The 16,864-nt window shown below is 59.7% G+C and carries 19 protein-coding genes; 10 read left to right on the top strand and 9 right to left on the bottom strand.

All coding sequences use genetic code 11. The features are described from left to right. Positions 1 to 31: 31 nt before the first annotated feature. From queA to QB905_RS04830, 5 genes are all read right to left on the bottom strand, one after another. Complete coding sequence (gene queA, locus QB905_RS04850; protein WP_282973426.1) at positions 32 to 1,102, bottom strand: tRNA preQ1(34) S-adenosylmethionine ribosyltransferase-isomerase QueA; 1,071 nt, start codon at positions 1,100 to 1,102, stop codon at positions 32 to 34. A gap of 31 nt (positions 1,103 to 1,133) precedes the next feature. Further along, entirely contained in the window at positions 1,134 to 1,544 is a 411-nt protein-coding gene (locus QB905_RS04845; RefSeq protein ID WP_282973425.1) for a hypothetical protein, read from the bottom strand. Between the two features lie 71 nt (positions 1,545 to 1,615). Then, positions 1,616 to 2,032, bottom strand: coding sequence for a hypothetical protein (locus QB905_RS04840; RefSeq protein ID WP_282973424.1), 417 nt, complete (start codon positions 2,030 to 2,032; stop codon positions 1,616 to 1,618). A 68-nt stretch (positions 2,033 to 2,100) separates the two neighbouring features. Then, complete coding sequence (locus tag QB905_RS04835) at positions 2,101 to 2,574, bottom strand: peptidylprolyl isomerase (protein ID WP_282973423.1); 474 nt, start codon at positions 2,572 to 2,574, stop codon at positions 2,101 to 2,103. Positions 2,575 to 2,664: 90 nt separating this feature from the next. Beyond that, entirely contained in the window at positions 2,665 to 3,036 is a 372-nt protein-coding gene (locus tag QB905_RS04830; RefSeq protein ID WP_282973422.1) for a hypothetical protein, read from the bottom strand. Positions 3,037 to 3,138: 102 nt separating this feature from the next. Here QB905_RS04830 and QB905_RS04825 point away from each other — a divergent pair, with 102 nt between their 5' ends. The 5 genes from QB905_RS04825 to guaA all read left to right on the top strand — a co-directional run bounded on the left by QB905_RS04825 (position 3,139) and on the right by guaA (position 8,733). Next, positions 3,139 to 3,879: an RlmE family RNA methyltransferase gene (locus tag QB905_RS04825; protein ID WP_282973421.1), complete on the top strand. Its 741-nt coding sequence runs from the start codon at positions 3,139 to 3,141 to the stop codon at positions 3,877 to 3,879. 112 nt (positions 3,880 to 3,991) lie between these two features. Further along, on the top strand, positions 3,992 to 5,449 hold the full coding sequence (guaB, locus tag QB905_RS04820; RefSeq protein WP_282973420.1) for an IMP dehydrogenase: 1,458 nt from the start codon (positions 3,992 to 3,994) through the stop codon (positions 5,447 to 5,449). An 18-nt stretch (positions 5,450 to 5,467) separates the two neighbouring features. Next, the gene (locus tag QB905_RS04815) at positions 5,468 to 5,860 is read left to right on the top strand and encodes an MAPEG family protein (RefSeq protein WP_282973419.1); all 393 of its coding nucleotides are present in this window, start codon (positions 5,468 to 5,470) and stop codon (positions 5,858 to 5,860) included. Between the two features lie 9 nt (positions 5,861 to 5,869). Beyond that, positions 5,870 to 7,186 carry an RsmB/NOP family class I SAM-dependent RNA methyltransferase gene (locus QB905_RS04810; RefSeq protein ID WP_282973418.1) on the top strand — a complete coding sequence of 439 codons (1,317 nt, stop codon included), beginning with the start codon at positions 5,870 to 5,872 and terminating at the stop codon, positions 7,184 to 7,186. Positions 7,187 to 7,191: 5 nt separating this feature from the next. After that, positions 7,192 to 8,733, top strand: a complete 1,542-nt coding sequence (gene guaA, locus QB905_RS04805; RefSeq protein ID WP_282973417.1) for a glutamine-hydrolyzing GMP synthase — start codon at positions 7,192 to 7,194, stop codon at positions 8,731 to 8,733. Between the two features lie 71 nt (positions 8,734 to 8,804). On the opposite strand, the gene QB905_RS04800 is transcribed toward guaA, so the two are convergent. Next, entirely contained in the window at positions 8,805 to 9,008 is a 204-nt protein-coding gene (locus QB905_RS04800) for a cold-shock protein (protein WP_282973416.1), read from the bottom strand. Between the two features lie 402 nt (positions 9,009 to 9,410). On the opposite strand from QB905_RS04800, the gene QB905_RS04795 reads away from it, so the two are divergent. Then, on the top strand, positions 9,411 to 9,770 hold the full coding sequence (locus tag QB905_RS04795) for an ArsC family reductase (protein ID WP_282975574.1): 360 nt from the start codon (positions 9,411 to 9,413) through the stop codon (positions 9,768 to 9,770). Here QB905_RS04795 and QB905_RS04790 read toward each other — a convergent pair. Both QB905_RS04790 and QB905_RS04785 read right to left on the bottom strand, forming a co-directional pair. Next, positions 9,704 to 10,198 carry an SIP domain-containing protein gene (locus QB905_RS04790; protein WP_282973415.1) on the bottom strand — a complete coding sequence of 165 codons (495 nt, stop codon included), beginning with the start codon at positions 10,196 to 10,198 and terminating at the stop codon, positions 9,704 to 9,706. The two genes, QB905_RS04795 and QB905_RS04790, sit on opposite strands and share 67 nt — an antisense overlap. 20 nt (positions 10,199 to 10,218) lie before the next feature. Further along, positions 10,219 to 10,830, bottom strand: a complete 612-nt coding sequence (locus QB905_RS04785; protein WP_282973414.1) for a PadR family transcriptional regulator — start codon at positions 10,828 to 10,830, stop codon at positions 10,219 to 10,221. 298 nt (positions 10,831 to 11,128) lie between these two features. On the opposite strand from QB905_RS04785, the gene panB reads away from it, so the two are divergent. The 4 genes from panB (at position 11,129) to der (ending at position 16,106) form a co-directional block, all read left to right on the top strand. Then, the gene (gene panB / locus QB905_RS04780) at positions 11,129 to 11,953 is read left to right on the top strand and encodes a 3-methyl-2-oxobutanoate hydroxymethyltransferase (RefSeq protein WP_282973413.1); all 825 of its coding nucleotides are present in this window, start codon (positions 11,129 to 11,131) and stop codon (positions 11,951 to 11,953) included. A 204-nt stretch (positions 11,954 to 12,157) separates the two neighbouring features. Continuing rightward, on the top strand, positions 12,158 to 12,910 hold the full coding sequence (locus QB905_RS04775; protein ID WP_282973412.1) for a tetratricopeptide repeat protein: 753 nt from the start codon (positions 12,158 to 12,160) through the stop codon (positions 12,908 to 12,910). Between the two features lie 63 nt (positions 12,911 to 12,973). Then, positions 12,974 to 14,416: a PQQ-like beta-propeller repeat protein gene (locus tag QB905_RS04770; RefSeq protein ID WP_282973411.1), complete on the top strand. Its 1,443-nt coding sequence runs from the start codon at positions 12,974 to 12,976 to the stop codon at positions 14,414 to 14,416. A 73-nt stretch (positions 14,417 to 14,489) separates the two neighbouring features. Next, the gene (gene der, locus QB905_RS04765) at positions 14,490 to 16,106 is read left to right on the top strand and encodes a ribosome biogenesis GTPase Der (protein ID WP_282973410.1); all 1,617 of its coding nucleotides are present in this window, start codon (positions 14,490 to 14,492) and stop codon (positions 16,104 to 16,106) included. A gap of 3 nt (positions 16,107 to 16,109) precedes the next feature. On the opposite strand, the gene QB905_RS04760 is transcribed toward der, so the two are convergent. Next, positions 16,110 to 16,859, bottom strand: a complete 750-nt coding sequence (locus tag QB905_RS04760; protein ID WP_282973409.1) for an SDR family NAD(P)-dependent oxidoreductase — start codon at positions 16,857 to 16,859, stop codon at positions 16,110 to 16,112. Between the last annotated feature and the right edge of the window lie 5 nt (positions 16,860 to 16,864).

Below are 16,864 nucleotides of genomic sequence, written 5' to 3'. Positions count from 1 at the left end.
GAAAGTCGGCGGCGTAAAGATCGCGTTCTTCTTATCGCGACCTGTTGGTCAGCAAACAGGCGTCGCCATAGGAGAAAAAGCGGTAGCCGTTGGCAATGGCATGGGCATAGGCGGCCTTCATCGCTTCGGTGCCGGTCAGGGCGCAAACCAGCATAAACAGGGTCGATTTCGGCAGGTGAAAATTGGTCATCAGCAGGTCACAGGCGCGCACGCGCACGCCCGGCGTGATGAAGATCGATGTCTCCGCCGCGAAAGGGTGGATCACGCCCTGATCATCGCAGGCCGATTCCATCAGCCGCAATGAGGTGGTGCCGACGCAGACGATCCGGCCTCCGGCAGCGCGGGCGGCATTGATGCGCGCCGCCACATCCGCCGGGATCACGCCAAATTCGGCGTGCATGACGTGGTCGTCTGTATCCGTTACCTTGACCGGCAGGAAGGTGCCCGCCCCAACGTGCAGGGTGATCTGCTCGATTCCAACGCCTTGCGCGGTCAGGCTTTCGAGCAGGGCGGGTGTGAAGTGCAGGCCCGCCGTGGGTGCCGCCACCGAGCCTTCCTCGCGCGCGAACATGGTCTGATAGTCCTGCTTGTCCTGCTCGTCCTCGCGGCGTTTCGAGCGGATATAGGGCGGCAGCGGCATGGCCCCGACCGTATGCAGGCGCTCCAGCAATTCAACCTGACTGTGGCGGAAGGTGAGGGTGTAAATGCCCTCCTCGCCCTTGGCCTCACTCTTGGCGCTTACATCAGCTTGCAACTGGCAAGCCATATCGCCAAACAGCAGGCTGTCTCCCGGTTTGACGCGCCTTCCGGGTTTGAGAAAAGCCTGCCATTGCGATGCGCCCAGGCTCTTGATCAGGGTGGCTTCCACCGCCACCTCGGTGCCGTCGCGCGGGCGCACGCCATGCAGTTGCACCGGCAGGACGCGCGTGTCGTTGACGACGAGCAGATCGCCCTTGCGCAGGAATTGCCCGATGTCGCCAATATGACTGTCGGTCAGGGCGTCGCCATCAACACGCAACAGGCGGGCGGCTTCACGCGGTTGCATGGGGCGCAACGCGATGCGGTCTTCGGGCAGGTCGAAATCGAAATCGGAAATCAGCATGGCGTCGTCAAACGCGACAATGTCCCTGACGTCAAGCGTTAATGGGGCGAGAGAAGCCGCGATAATCCATGATCCAGTCCAGCCCCTCATCGAAGGTGGCGAACACCTCGGAGATGTGGTTGGGGAAGATGGTCGTGCGCAAGCCCTTGCGAACACGGATCAGCGGGTCGGTGGTGATGATGGCCATCAGGCGGCCCTGATCGCGGCCCTGAGCCAGATCGGCCCATTGTTGACCAAAGGCTTCGGTGTGGCTGGCCAGAATGACGCCGTCATAGCGGCGCGTATCAACCAGTATGTCGTAAGACCACGGGGCAGAAATGCGGTGGAACTGTTCGAGCAATTGAGCATAGAGCACGTCCCCGCCGAGCCCGCCAATATAGCGCAGGGTCAGTATTCTGTGGTCTTCGTCGAGCGAAAGACTGACGCGGTCATGGCTGGTCATGATCTTTCTCAATGGAAACAGGCAAGACGGAAAACAGGGTGCCATTCTGCCGCAGACTGTTTAACTTCAGGTTAGCTGGCAAGGCGCAAGCTATCGGGACGCCAGGTTTGCGGCCCGGCCTTGATCCAGTCGAGTGCTTCATCGAAATCATCGAACACGTCGATGGCGCGTTCGGGCATGATCTCGAGCATTCCATAGAGGCGGCGTTTGAGATCATAGTCACGGCTGACCAGCGCCATGCAGCGGGCGCGGTCACGGCCTTGCGTCAGGGCGCTCCATTTTTTCGTCAGGAAGGCCAGATAATCGCGCGAAAGCTCGGCTTCATAGCGGCGAAAATCGAAGAGGGCATTATAAAGCCAGGGTTCTTCTATGCCCGCGAGAGCGTCGATCAGGTCGGGTGCAGGGATACTGTCACCGCTCAGGCTGTGCAGGCGGATGATCATAAGGCGGTTGGGCCGGTCAGGCGTGATACTGAAACGCGAACGCATACTGGATACTCATACAAAGGTTGAGTTACCTTGCGACCGGCCCGTTAAAATCCGTTTAAACGGTTTGGTTAAGAGGCTTCGACATCGGCGGCCACGCGCATGGTGACGATCTTGCCGGGATTGCGCGGCGGCTCGCCCTTGGGCAGGGCATCGACATTATCCATGCCGTCGGTCACTTCGCCCCACACCGTATATTGCTTGTCGAGGAAGCGGGCGTCGTCGAAGCAGATGAAGAACTGGCTGTCGGCGGAATCGGGATTTTGCGAACGCGCCATCGAGCAGACGCCGCGCACATGCGGTTCGTTGTTGAACTCGGCCTTGATCTTCTTGCCGGAGCCGCCAAAGCCCTGACCCTGCGGATCGCCGCCCTGCGCCATGAAGCCGGGGATGACGCGGTGAAAGACGATGCCGTCATAAAAGCCTTCGCGCGCCAGTTCCTTGATGCGGGCCACATGGGTGGGCGCCAGGTCGGGGCGCAGGCGGATCGTGACCGGGCCGGTATCGAGGGTCAGGATAAGTGTGTTTTCGAGGTCTTCGGACATAGGAGCTCCTTGCAGAAACAGATGGCCCTCACATAGGGGATCAGGGTGCGGATTACAAATATTTAGCGCTATTTCACACCCAGCCTTCTTTTATGCCGTGCATTCTGGCGGCTTGTCCTCACCCTCGCCATACATGGCGCAGGCCCGGTCGATTTCCCCCTGAATCAGGTCGCAACTGTTTTCGGCATTGCAGGGCGGATGGGTGGCGGAAGATACGGCCTGGCAGCGTTCGACCAGCCTTTGTGCGGCGGCCGCACCGATCTGGGCCGTGCAGGTGCCGTTGGTGGAAGCGGTGGATAACGACATGATCGCGGAATCTGACGATGCAGTACCCGAAGCCGGCAGATCAGCGGCGGCGGCCGGTGGCTGGAGCCGGTTCGGCTGGTCGGAAGCATCGCCGCAGGCCGAAAGGGAGCCAGCCATGAGAAGGGTGACGATCAGAACGGGAAGAGGCTTGATCATGGCGCGCTCCGAACCTTCGATGTGTGATTTTTATAGCCTCCGGCGCGGCCCTTGGAAATTCTGTTTTGCGAAAGGCAAGCAAATCCAGCTATAGAGTGGCTTATGAGTGACAAATTACCCCCAAAACCGCCTGCAAAACCCGAAGATGAGCCGCGCCGCCGCATGGTGAAGCCGCCGGAAGGGGGCAATATGTCCGGGCGCGGCACGGGCCACACCGCCGTCAAAACCGCCAAGCGGCGCACGCAATCCTCGGCCAAGTGGCTGGAGCGGCAGTTGAACGATCCGTTTGTGCAGCAGGCCAAGGCCGAGGGCTGGCGTTCGCGCGCCGCCTTCAAGCTGATCGAGATCGACGAGCGCTTCCATATATTGGGTAAGGGCGCGCGCGTCGTCGATCTGGGCTGTGCGCCGGGCGGCTGGGTGCAGGTGGCGATCAAGCGCGGGGCGTCAAAGGTGGTGGGCGTCGATCTGCTGCCGGTCGATCCGGTGCCGGGGGCCGAACTGATTCAGGCCGATTTCACCTATCCGGCGATTGGCGAGCAGTTGATGGAGATGATGGGCGGCAGGGCCGATGTTGTTTTGTCGGATCTGGCCCATAATACGGTCGGCCATAAGCAGACCGATCACCTCAAGATCATGAGCCTGCTCGAAATGGCGGCGGATTTCGCGCTTCTCAATCTGAAAAGCGGCGGCACCTTCGCGGCCAAGGCCTTCCAGGGCGGAGAAACCGAGGCGGTATTGCTCAGGCTCAAGCTGAGTTTTGAATCGGTGCGCCATTTCAAACCCAAATCGAGCCGGGCGGATTCGTCGGAAATCTACATCGTGGCGATGGGGTTCAAGGGATAGATGTGGCCTGCGCTTCACCGATCCTTACCGGCTGAAACAATTATTTTTCCGCCGGGTCTTTACGCGGCATGGCGTTTCCCATAGGAACAACCCGCAAAATGGAGAGTCCAATATGGATATACGCGAAGGCCTAACCTTCGACGACGTTTTGCTGGAGCCCGGTCCCTCGGATGTGGTGCCCACCTCTGTCGATACGAAGACGAAATTCACCCGCACCATCAGCCTGAACATTCCGCTGGTATCCTCAGCGATGGATACGGTGACGGAAGCACCGCTGGCCGTGGCGATGGCGCAGAATGGCGGCTTGGGGATCGTCCACCGCAACCTGACCAATGAAGAGCAGGCCGACGAGATTCGCACCGTCAAGCGCTTTGAATCGGGCATGGTCATCAATCCAATCGTCATCCATCCTGACACCAAGCTGGCCGAGGTGCGTGATATCATCGCACGCCGCCATATTTCCGGTTTTCCGGTAGTGGAGCGCGAAACCAATAAGCTGGTCGGTATCCTGACCAACCGCGACATCCGTTTTGAAGGCGACGGCGCCAAGACCGCCGCTGACGTGATGACGACGCAAAACCTGATCACGGTGCGCGAAGGCGTGGCGCAGGGCGAGGCGCGCGGCCTGATGGCGCGTCACCGCATCGAACGTATCATCGTGGTCGATGAAGCTTACCGCGCCGTTGGCCTGATCACGGTCAAGGACATGGAAAAGGCGCAGGCCTATCCTCTGGCCGCCAAGGATACGTCGGGTCGTCTGCTGGTAGGGGGCGCTTCCACCGTAGGCGACGCCGGTTTCGAGCGTTCGATGGCGCTGGTCGAAGCCGGAGCCGATGTTGTGGTCATCGATACGGCGCACGGCCATTCGAACCTCGTATCGGAGGCCGTCACCCGGCTGCGTAATGAAACCAACAAGGTGCAGATCGTGGCTGGCAATGTGGCCACCTATGACGCCACACGCGCCCTGATCGACGCTGGCGCTGACGCCGTCAAGGTGGGGATCGGGCCGGGCTCGATCTGCACCACGCGCATCGTGGCGGGGGTTGGCGTGCCGCAACTGACGGCCATTCTCGACAGCGTTCGCGCCGCTGAAGGCACGGGTGTACCGATCATCGCCGATGGCGGTATCAAGTTTTCGGGCGATCTGGCCAAAGCTATCGCAGCGGGTGCGTGCTCGGCCATGCTGGGTTCGATGTTCGCGGGCACCGAAGAAGCGCCGGGCGAGGTGATCCTTTATCAGGGCCGTTCGTATAAATCCTATCGCGGCATGGGTTCGGTGGGCGCGATGGCCTCGGGTTCGGCGGATCGTTACTTCCAGAAGGAGGTGCGCGATTCGATGAAGCTGGTGCCCGAAGGCATCGAGGGTCAGGTGCCGTACAAGGGGCCGGTCGGGCCGGTCATCCACCAGCTTGTCGGCGGCTTACGCGCCGCGATGGGCTATGTGGGCGCACCGACGATTGACGCCTTTCAGCAACGCGCGCGTTTCGTGCGTATCACCGGCGCGGGTCTGCGCGAAAGCCACGTCCATGACGTGATGATCACCAGGGAAGCGCCTAATTACAGACAGTAGTTTGAAAAGGATAAGCGTATGACTTATGAGCTTTGGGTACTGGTCTGGGCCGCCATTCTCGGCCTTGTGATGATTGTCCTGCCGCTGGTCTTCGCGTCTACGCGCAAAGGTTTTCTGGTATGGTCGTTGTCGTCACGCGATACGCCGTTTGACAAGGGCGTCATCGGCGAACGTCTTGATCGCGCCTTTGCTAATTTTAAGCAAACCTTTGTTTTCTTTGCGGTCACGGTTATCCTGCTGGCGCTCGCCCACAAATCGGATACAACCACGATGTGGGGTGTGCGGCTCTATCTGGCGGCGCGCATCATCTATATACCGCTCTATGCTTTCAATCTGATCGTTTTGCGCACCCTGTGCTGGGCGGTTTCGATAGCCGGCATCATCATGTGCCTCGGTGCTCTGTTTCACTAGGAATCCCCTTTGACGCCTGCTGCCCGCTTACAAGCCGCCGCCGAGATTCTCGACCAGCTTGTGGTCACGCGCGCCACGGCCGAGACGGTGCTGAAAGCGTGGGGGCAGGGCCATCGCTATGCCGGTTCCAAGGATCGCCGCGCCATTGCCGACCGCGTCTATCGCTGCCTGCGGGCGCGGCAACGCCTGATCTGGGCCATGCAGGCCGATGAACGCCATCCTGGCCGGGCGCTCGTTCTGGGCTCTCTGGCCCTGATCGACGGCCTGCCGCTGGCGGAGATCGACGCTCTGTTCAGCGGTCAGGGCTACGGGCCGCCGCCCTTAAGTGCGCAGGAGCGCCAACGCTTGGCGGCGGGTGAGGGGGATGCGCCGGACTGGGTGAAAAGCGGCCTGCCGGAATTCGTGGTGGCGCGATTCCAGCGGCAGTTTGGCGATGACTGGGCGGCGGAGGCCACCGAACTGATGGCGCCGCGCGCCCCGATTGATCTGCGCGTCAATGGATCACGCACTACGCGCACGGCCATGCTCGACTATTTGCGCGAGGCGGGCCTGAGCCCGGAACCGACGCCGTTTTCCGCTTTCGGCATCCGTTTGCCCGCCGAACCACCGCCCAATCTCGTCAAGCTCGACGCCTATCAAAACGGCCTGATCGAAATTCAGGACGAAGGCTCGCAACTGGCGGCCTTTATCGCAGGCACTGGCCTGTTGCCCGGCGCGCAGAAGGTGGTCGATTTTTGCGCCGGTGGTGGTGGCAAGACCCTGGCCCTGACGCAGATGATGGCCGGAGAGGGTGAAATCTGGGCCTGTGATGTGGTTGAAAAGCGTTTGCGCGCCATTGAGCCACGTCTGGCGCGCGCGCAAGCCAGCGCCCATTTCATTCATTTTTCCGATCCCGAAGATGAAGCCCTGCTGACGCCGCTGGCTGATGCCGATCTGGTGCTGGTCGATGCGCCCTGTTCCGGTTCGGGCACATGGCGGCGTCACCCGGAAGAGGCGCATCGTCTGACGGAAGACGAGGTGCGCCGCCTGCATCTGTTGCAGGTGCAGATTCTGGGTCGCGCCGCGCGCTGCGTCAAACCCGGTGGACGGCTGGTCTATGTTACCTGCTCGGTGCTGGACGATGAAAACGCCGAAAGCGCCGAAGCTTTCGAAGCCGCCCATGCCGAATTCCAGCCCCTGTCGGTGGAAAGCCTGCTGAAAGCGGGGGCGGGCCTGTCTTTCGACTCGACAAACCTCAATACGGCGGGCCATAGGCTCAGTCTCAGCCCTTACAAAACCCGGACGGACGGCTTTTTCCTCGCCGCCTGGGAACGTCTTTCAAGGTAAGCGAAATGTCCCATCACGAAGCCCTGCTGATCGTCGATTTCGGCTCTCAGGTGACACAACTGATCGCGCGCCGTGTGCGCGAATGCGGCGTCTATTGCGAAATCCACCCCTTCACCAAGGCCGCCGAAGCGCTGGCGGCGCTGAAGCCAAAGGCCGTCATTCTGTCGGGCAGCCCGCACAGCGTGATCGATGCCGGGCCGCGCATCGATGCCTCTTTGTTTGAGCAGAATGTGCCTGTTTTCGGAATATGTTACGGCGAACAGCTCATGTGCGAACTGCTGGGCGGCAAGGTCGAGGCCGGGCACGACCGTGAGTTTGGTCGCGCCGAAATCGACGTGATCAAGGCGTCGCCAATCTTCAAGGGCCTTGATGCGAAGGAAACCGTGTGGATGAGCCACGGCGACCGCGTCACCGCCATTCCCGACGGGTTCGAAGTCATCGCCACATCGGAGGGCGCGCCCTATGCCGCCATTGCCGATGAAAGGCGCAAATTCTACGCTGTGCAGTTTCACCCCGAAGTGGTGCATACCAAGCGCGGCACCGACATGATCCGCAACTTCCTGTTCGAGATTGCAGGCTTTGCCGGCGACTGGTCGATGGCCTCGTTCCGTCAGGAAATGGTGGCCAAAATCCGCGAGCAGGTGGGGACGGGCAAGGTGATCTGCGGCCTGTCGGGCGGGGTCGATTCTTCCGTGGCCGCCGTTTTGATCCACGAAGCCATTGGCGAGCAACTGACCTGCGTCTTCGTCGATACCGGCCTGTTGCGCAAGAATGAAGGCCAGCAGGTGGTGTCTCTCTTCAGGGATCACTATAATATTCCGCTGATCCATGTTGAAGCGCAAGAGCTTTTCCTTGGTGCGCTGAAAGGCGTTGCCGACCCGGAGGCCAAACGCAAGACCATCGGCAAGCTGTTTATCGACGTTTTCGACGTCGAGGCGGCCAAGATCGAAGGCGCGCAATTCCTGGCCCAGGGTACGCTCTATCCTGACGTGGTCGAGAGCGTTTCGCCGTCCGGCGGCCCGTCGGCGGTGATCAAGTCGCACCATAATGTTGGCGGCCTACCGGACTATATGAAGCTGAAACTGGTCGAGCCCTTGCGCGAACTGTTCAAGGACGAGGTGCGGGCGCTGGGCCGCGAACTGGGCCTCGACGCTGCTTTTGTGGGCCGTCATCCGTTTCCGGGGCCGGGTCTGGCCATTCGTATTCCCGGCGAGGTCACGCCCGAAAAGGTCAAAACGCTTCAGGATGCCGACGCCATCTATCTCGATGAAATCCGCAAGGCCGGGCTTTATAATGAGATATGGCAGGCTTTCGCCGTGCTGCTGCCGGTCAAGACGGTGGGGGTGATGGGCGATGCCCGCACCTATGAAGACGTGCTGGCCTTGCGCGCCGTCACCTCGTCGGACGGCATGACCGCCGATTTCTACGAATTTCCCTGGGCGGTTCTTGGCCGCTGCGCCACCCGAATCGTCAATGAAGTCAGGGGCGTTAACCGCGTTGTTTACGACGTGACGTCAAAGCCGCCCGGCACGATCGAGTGGGAATAGGGCGCGCTTTTTAATACAAAAAAGCCCGGCGCTTTTCAGCACCGGGCTTTTTCATGTCGTTAATCCGAGGATCAGACGGTTTGCAGGTTGACGGCTGAGCTCTTGCCGCGATCCTGAGCGATTTCGTACGAAACCTTTTGACCTTCGTTCAGCGTGCGCAGACCGGCGCGCTCAACGGCGGACACGTGAACGAACACGTCATTGCCGCCTTGATCAGGTTGAATGAAACCGAAACCCTTGGTCGGGTTGAACCACTTTACGGTACCGCTGGCCATGTTGGCCTCCTTATGAAATCGCACCTTCGTGCATTATCGTCACACGACATGTGTGAAAATCCGAAAGTAGCGATGTCTTGGAGAGGCCTCTTCAGGCGAGCAGACAAGTCAAAACCTGAATTTCGAATACCGTACATTTAACATAATCCGCACAGGTGCGCAAACCATTCCTCTGGACAGAATGAAGAATGGGCATAGCACCCGGCGGTTATGCTTATGAATTTTTTATTTTTTCTTCTTCAGATGAGGAGCGCCCAAGTCATCAGACGGCGGCATGACGCCTTTCTCCACCGCCCAAGATGCGGGGCATTGCGATATTTCCAGGTCTGCTTCATGAGAAATATTGAATTTACAGTCCGTTATCGGCATATGCCTGTCATTGAAATTGAGGATTCACCGGTCATGCTCACTATTTACGGCATCAAAAATTGCGACACTATGCAAAAGGCCATGAAATGGCTGACGGCGCGCGGGGTGGATTTCAGATTCCACGATTACAAGGCGTCCGGCATTGATGCGCAACATCTTGGCAGATGGTGCGAACGGCTGGGCTGGGAAGCCGTGCTCAATCGTTCAGGCACCACGTTTCGCAAATTACCGGAGGCGGATCGTGAGGGGTTGAGCGCTGACAAGGCCATTGCATTGATGCTGGCTCAGCCTTCGATGATCAGACGGCCGATTTTTGAAACCGGCGATCACATCATCGCCGGTTTCAAGCCCGATTCTGTTGCCGTGCTTGAGCGTCTGCTGGCCGAGGCATAAAAGACGCATTCGATATGATCGGGCGAGACGCCATGATCTTCGACAAGCTGGCGGCGGATCAGCCGGGATTCGGTGGAGGAGCAGGCCACCCATGCCTGGGTTTGGCCTTGCGGCAGATGCAGACCGCGCAAGGCTTGGTTGAGTGCGAAGGCGTGCTCCCTATCATCATGCACCCAATGCCATTCGGCCTTATCCAAGCTGCGATGACTTTGACTCATCGCAGCATGGCAAGCGCGACTGCGCGTCGCCGCGGATGCGGTGAGCCATGCGGCGCTTGAGCTATGCGTTAGCCCGGCGGGCAAGATGGTGACGGCCATTTCACTGTCAGGCCGTTGAGCCAGCACCACCACGCGCCCGCCCGATAAACGCTCAAGGCGCTTAAGCAGAGCGGGCAGGGCGGTTTGATCGGCGATCAGAACATAATCCATCACGTCCCCTTGCCTCTGCTTTACAACCGTTCGATCTTCTTGGCGGTGTCGTCGATCAGATCGACAATCGCTTCGATCTGAGTCTGGTCGAGCGATTTCAGGCCACGCATCCGCAGCGCCGATTTGAGATTATGCATGGCGCGGTAGATCGGTGCATAGTCGCCGTGCTCGCCGCCAGCCTGTTCCATGCGCGCGAAGATGGCGTCGATCTGATCGGCATGTTCGTTCAGGAAGGACTGGCCGGTGTCGGTGATCGAAGCCTGCTTGCGGCCGTCTTCACCGGCGGCGATGGTGATATGGCCTTCGTCTTCGAGCCAGCTTAGTGTGGGGTAAACGACGCCGGGCGAGGGCGTGTAGGCGCCTTTGAAAAGGTCTTCGACAGCCTTGATCAGTTCGTATCCGTGACTGGGTTTTTCGGCGATGAGTTTAAGCAATACCAGCCGTAAACCGCCGTGACCAAGGCCGCGGCCATCGCGGCTGCCGCGGCCGTCGCGGAAATCGTGATCCATACGGCGCGGGTCAAAACCATCGCTGTGTCCGCGTCCGAAACCGCGACCAAAGCCGTCGCGATGGCCGAAATGGCGCTCAAGACCGTGACCGCCTCCAAGGCGGTGAAAGAAAAAGCCACGCATGGGCTTTCCTCCTATTTTAGAGTGTGATTAGATATATCGAAAATAAAACAGCGTCAAGGAACACGATTTCAAATTCGATAGCATTTAGATATATCTAAATTACATCTAATGCAAGATGTGTGTTCTAAAAAAATTCAGAGTCTGATCTCGAATCAGGTCTGGTCGTGGATTATCAAAACTGTTTTCCGCTATATTTAGGCCGCCTGTGGCTGTATGACGCCTGTTCTGAATGAGGCGGATTCTGGCGGTCGAGTTGTCAGGTGTCCGCTTAAGACCTTGCCAGTTAAGGAATAAGCCCTTGAGCCGCCAAACCGCGCCCAGCCGCAGCAAGCGATTAACCGCCCCTGATATTCATGCCCGTAAAGGCCAGACTCCGATTGTCTGCCTGACCTGTTATTCGACGCCGATGGCGCAGATCATGGATCCGCATTGCGATATTCTGCTGGTGGGCGACAGCCTTGGCATGGTGATTCACGGCTTGCCCAACACAATCGGCGTCACCATGGACATGATGAGCCTCCATGCTCAGGCGGTGATGCGCGGGGCCAATACGGCGCTGGTCGTGGTCGATATGCCGTTTGGCAGTTATGAGGCCAGTCCCGAACTGGCCTTCGCTAATGCGGTGCGGCTTTTGAAGGAAACCGGCGCTCAGGCCGTCAAGCTGGAAAGCGGTTCGGCTGTGGCGGACACGATCCGTTATCTGGTCGAACGCGGCATTCCGGTGATGGGCCATATCGGTTTGCGACCGCAGGCGGTCAATGCCGAGGGCGGTTTCAAGGCCAAGGGGCGTAACGAAGCGGAGCGCGAAAAGGTGCTGAAGGAGGCGCGCGACACCGATACCGCCGGCGCTTTCGCCATCGTTGTGGAAGGCGTGGCCGCCGATCTGGCCGGTGAGATCACCGCCGCGGTCAAGGCGCCGACCATCGGCATCGGGGCTTCCAGCGCCTGCGACGGTCAGGTGCTGGTGGTGGATGACATGCTGGGCCTGTTCGACTGGACACCGAAATTCGTGCGTCATTACGCCGATCTGCGCAACCAGATCGATTCTGCGGTGGCGGCCTACGCTGATGATGTCAGGTCGCGCAGCTTTCCCGCCCCAGAAGAGACATATTTTTCGAAATAAATGCTCAGGATTTCGGCTTCCAGATAGAGGGCGCTGCATGTCAGGGGGAAACTTCGCAAAAGACATGCCGTGAAGACGGCTGTATGGTTGCGTATTTGCCGCTCAGAGGCTAGGTTCGCCGCCGCTGCAAGGAGGCTAGCGCTCCGTGCCGAAGTTGACGCCGAAGACGAAGCCGAAGACGAAGTTTGACCAGAAGGATGCGCAGTGAGCGACATTTTTGACGAAACCGAAGACAAATTACGCGCCGACAAATGGGTCGCCATCGTCAAAAAGACGTGGCCCTGGGTAACGGGTGTACTGGTGATCGCCCTGGTCGTGGCGCTCGGCATCTGGGGCTGGCAGAGCTTGCGGGCCGCGCATTCGGCGAAGGCCTCCGAGGCTTTTCAGGCAGGGATTGATGCTTCGGGCAATGGCGACGACGCCACCGCGAAAAAGCAGTTTGAAGCCGCCGTCAAGGATGGCAGTCCGTCCTACAAGGCCCTGGCCCTGATGGAGTTGGCCGGGATGGCCGATGCGGCGCACAAGCCGGACGAAGCTATCAAGGATCTGGATGAAGCCGCCAAGGCTGCGCCGTCGCCGCTGTTGCGCGATACTGCCGCTCTCAAGGCCGCCTATATTAGCATGGATACGGCCCCTTACGCCGATGTCGTCAAACGACTGACGCCCCTGACCGGCAAGAATGATCCTGTTGCACCTCTGGCCAAGGAAGCCCTGGCCCTGGCCAAGCTTCAGAATGGCGACATCAAGGGCGCACGTGACGATCTCAAGGTGCTCAGCATCACTGTGGGAACGCCCGACGGCCTGAAGCAGCGGGCGGGTGAAATTGTCGAAGCTATCGATTCGGGCGCTATTCCAACCGCTCTCGCCATTCTCAAAGAACCCGTACCCAATCTGCCGACACCTTCCGCGATGCAGGCTGCAACTCAGGCCGCCGGTCCGCCGGATGGCGCTCAGTAAAACCGCGTCACCGCAGTCCCTCAATTTGGCGGTCGTTTAAATCTTATCATGGAATCAGCGCTTATGCCCGATACGTCAATCCTTACCTCGCAGATGCGCCCGAAAGGCCGGGATCGCAAAGAGATGGGGCGCGCCGGAAGCCTGCTGGCCCTGATTATGGCTGCCAGCCTAGGGCTGAATGGCTGTGCCCTTGTCAACAAGATGACGCATAATGCCAACAGCGATCAGGGTGCGGTGATTTCGCAGGGGCAACGTATTTCCATTGTCGCCTTCGAACAAAAACTGCAACCATCGAAAAGCCTGAAGGGTGTCGGCTACTATATACCGCCCGCCCAGCCGGTCAGTGCCTGGCCGATGGCCGGTGGCGATCCGACAGCGCCGATCCAGAACGCCGCCGCCGCTGCCGATTTCAAGATTGCCTGGACGAAATCGATCGGCGAAGGCTCGAAAGACAGCACCGAGGTGCTGGCCCAGCCGGTTTCGGACGGCAAGCTGATCTATACACTCGATGGTCAGGCACGGGTCTCAGCCTTCGATGTCAATAATGGCAATCAGGTCTGGTCGGTCGATCTCAATCCGCATCTCAAACGCGATAAAGAAGGCTTCGGCGGCGGTCTGGCCGTATCCGACGGCGTGCTGTATGTCACATCGGGCTATCGCTTTATTGCGGCGCTCGATGCCGCCAGCGGGCAGGAAAAATGGCGCAAGGCGCTCGATACCCAGATGCATTCGCCGCCGACGGTGGACGCTACGCAGGTCTATGCCACCGATGTCGATAACGAGATTTTCGCCTTCAAAAAAAGTACCGGAGACATGGTCTGGACCTATCAGGCTATTTCCGAACCGGCCCGTATCCTCAAAAGTTCTTCACCGATTGTGGCCGATGATCTGGTCTATGCGCCTTTCTCGTCAGGCGAACTGGTGGCGTTGACCAGTAATAACGGCAATGAGGTCTGGGATCAGGTGCTGTCGCAATCGTCGCGCACCAATGCCCTGTCGGACATCCGCGATATTGCCGGTCGTCCGGTTCTGTATAATGGCGTCATCTTCGCCGCCAGCCATTCGGGCGCTTTTCAGGCGATGGACGCGCGCACAGGTGATGTGAAATGGACGCTCGATACTGACAGCATCAATACGCCCTGGGTGGCGGGCGATGTCGTCTTCCTGACCAGTCTGCAAGGTGAGCTGATCTGCGTGTCGCGTGAATCGGGCCAGGTATATTGGCTCAAGGATCTTGATGCCGGTTTCCAGAAAACGAAGAAGGGCTTCTTCGGCCTGGGACGCCCGAAACTGGTCGGCAAGGTGCCTTTGTGGACGGGGCCGTTCGTGGCTTCGGATCGCCTGGTCATGGTCAATTCGCTCGGTGAGGCCGTGGCCTTTAACGACATGACCGGTGAAAAGGAGCAGAGCCTCAAACTACCGGGGGCGGCCTATATCAGCCCGATCGCCGTTGGCGACAAATTATTTGTCCTGACCGATGATGCCAAGCTGGTGGCCATACGCTAAGCTTACGGCCAGGAATCGCCAGCCGTGAAAAACCAGGGCTGGCGATTGCGGCGAATTCAGCTATAAGGCGGCCATGCCTTTAAAAATAGCCATTGTCGGCCGTCCTAATGTCGGCAAATCGACCCTGTTCAACCGCCTCGCGGGCAAGAAGCTGGCCATCGTCGATGACCAGCCCGGAGTCACGCGCGACCGCCGCTACGCTACGGGCCGTCTCGGCGACATCGATCTCGAACTGATCGACACTGCGGGGTTTGAAGACCTGACCGATCAGTCGCTCGAATCGAGGATGCGTCAGCAAACCGAACGCGGCATTGACGAATGCGATGTCGCCTTTTTTGTGGTCGATGCCCGCGAGGGCGTAACGCCGCTCGACCGCATCTTCGCCGACATCCTGCGCAAGCGCGACAAGCCGGTGATCCTCATCGCCAACAAGGCCGAGGGCTATCAGGCCGCCGCCACCGCCGAAGAGGCGCGCGTGCTGGGCTTTGGCGAGCCGATTCACCTCAGCGCCGAACATGGCGAAGGCATTTCCGAACTCTATGAAGCGACCGAAAAATATCGCCAGATGTTTGAAGGTGATTTCATGGAGAGCGAAGATGAGGATGAGGACGACGAAACCAAACCGATCCGCATTGCCATTATCGGACGTCCCAATGCCGGAAAATCGACCCTGATCAATAAGTTGCTGGGCGAAGATCGCCTGCTGACCGGGCCGGAAGCCGGTATCACGCGCGATTCGATCAGCGTGGACTGGCAGTATGAGGGCCGCACGATCCGTCTGGTGGATACGGCGGGCCTGCGCCGCAAGGCGCGCGTGCAGGAAAAGCTCGAAAAACTGTCCACCGCCGATACGATCCGCGCCATTACCTTTGCCGAAATCGTCGTGCTGGTGATGGATGAGGCCAATGCCTTCGAGGTGCAGGATCTGCAAATCGCCGATCTGGTCGAACGCGAAGGGCGCGGCCTGGTCTATGCCGTCTCGAAATGGGATGTGGTGGAGGAGCCACAAGCGCGCCTGCAAGAGATCATCGAAACCTCCGAGCGCATGTTGCCGCAGCTTAAAGGCACGCCGCTGGTGACACTGTCGGGTGCCACCGGGCGCGGGCTGGAACGCCTGATGCCGGCTGTGCTCAAGACCTATCGCAACTGGTCGGCCAAGGTGAAGACGCGCGATCTCAATGACTGGCTGGCTCTGGCTATTCAGCGCCATCCGCCCCCTGCGGTCGAAGGCAAGCGCATCAAGCCGAAATATATGGCCCAGACCAAGGGCAGACCGCCGACCTTCGTTTTGTTCGCGGCGCGCGCCTATGCCATGCCTGATCAATACAGACGCTATCTTATCAATAGCTTACGCGAATCTTTTGATATGCCGGGTGTGCCTATCCGCCTGCTGGTCAAGGCCAATACCGGGGTCAATCCGTATGATGATAAGGCGTCGGACACGGCCGGGCCTTCGCGCGTCAGAAAACAGCCTAAGGTCAAGCCGGGTGTGAAGCCCGCCCATCCCAACCGTGTGCGGCAAAAGCAGAAGGGGGCTGCCGAAGCACCCAAGGCCAAGGTGGTGGTCAAGGCGCGCAACGATGTCGCCAAGGCGAAGACCGCCAAGGCGCGCAGCATCGGGCCGAGCACCAAGCCGGGCGCGGCGGGGCCGGGCGGGCGTTCGCGTCCGGCGGCTCCGAAAAAGCGCTGATAATTAGTTCGCGACGGGGCTGGTCTTGGCCAGCCAGTCACGAAAACTGACCTTTTCCGTGGGCGGGATGCGTGTCGGTGCCGCCAGTTCGAGCAGCAAAGGCACGATCTCATCGGGGTGCGGCAGGCTTTGCGGATCCTCGCCCGGATAGGCGGCGGCGCGCATTTTGGTGCGCATGGCGCCCGGTGACAGGAGGGCCGTGCGGATCGGCGTGATCTCGACCTCATCCGCCCAGGCGCGCACCAAAGTTTCCATCGCCGCCTTGGTGGCGCCATAGGGCCCCCAGAAGGCCCGGCCCTGGGTGACGCTATCGCCCGTGGTCAGGAAAACGGCGCGTCCGGCCTGAGATTGCCGCAAAAGCGGTTCAAGGGCGCGCAGCAGACGCCATGTGGCCGTCAGGTTGAGCGTGATGATCTTGTCGAAATCCTTTGGTTCCTGATGCGTGACCGGCATCAGTGTGCCGGATATGGCGGCGGCATGAACCAGGGTGTCGATGCGTCCGAAGCGCTCAAAAAGCGCACCGCTCAGGCGATCAAGTGGCTCGAAATCCGTCAGGTCGAATGGCACCAGCGTGGCGTGCTGGCCGGTGGCGGCGAAGACATCGTCGTCGAGTGCCTCAAGCGCCGCTTTGGAACGGGCGCAGGCGATCACCTGCGCACCGGCGCGGGCGAGGCCGAGCGCGCATGAGCGACCTATGCCACGCGAAGCGCCGGTGACGAGGGCGATCCGGCCCTGTTGCGACAAGTCGGTCATGGCAC

The organism is Asticcacaulis sp. EMRT-3, assembly GCF_030027245.1.
Classification (GTDB): domain Bacteria; phylum Pseudomonadota; class Alphaproteobacteria; order Caulobacterales; family Caulobacteraceae; genus Asticcacaulis.
This window is presented reverse-complemented; position numbering and strand designations above follow the sequence as displayed.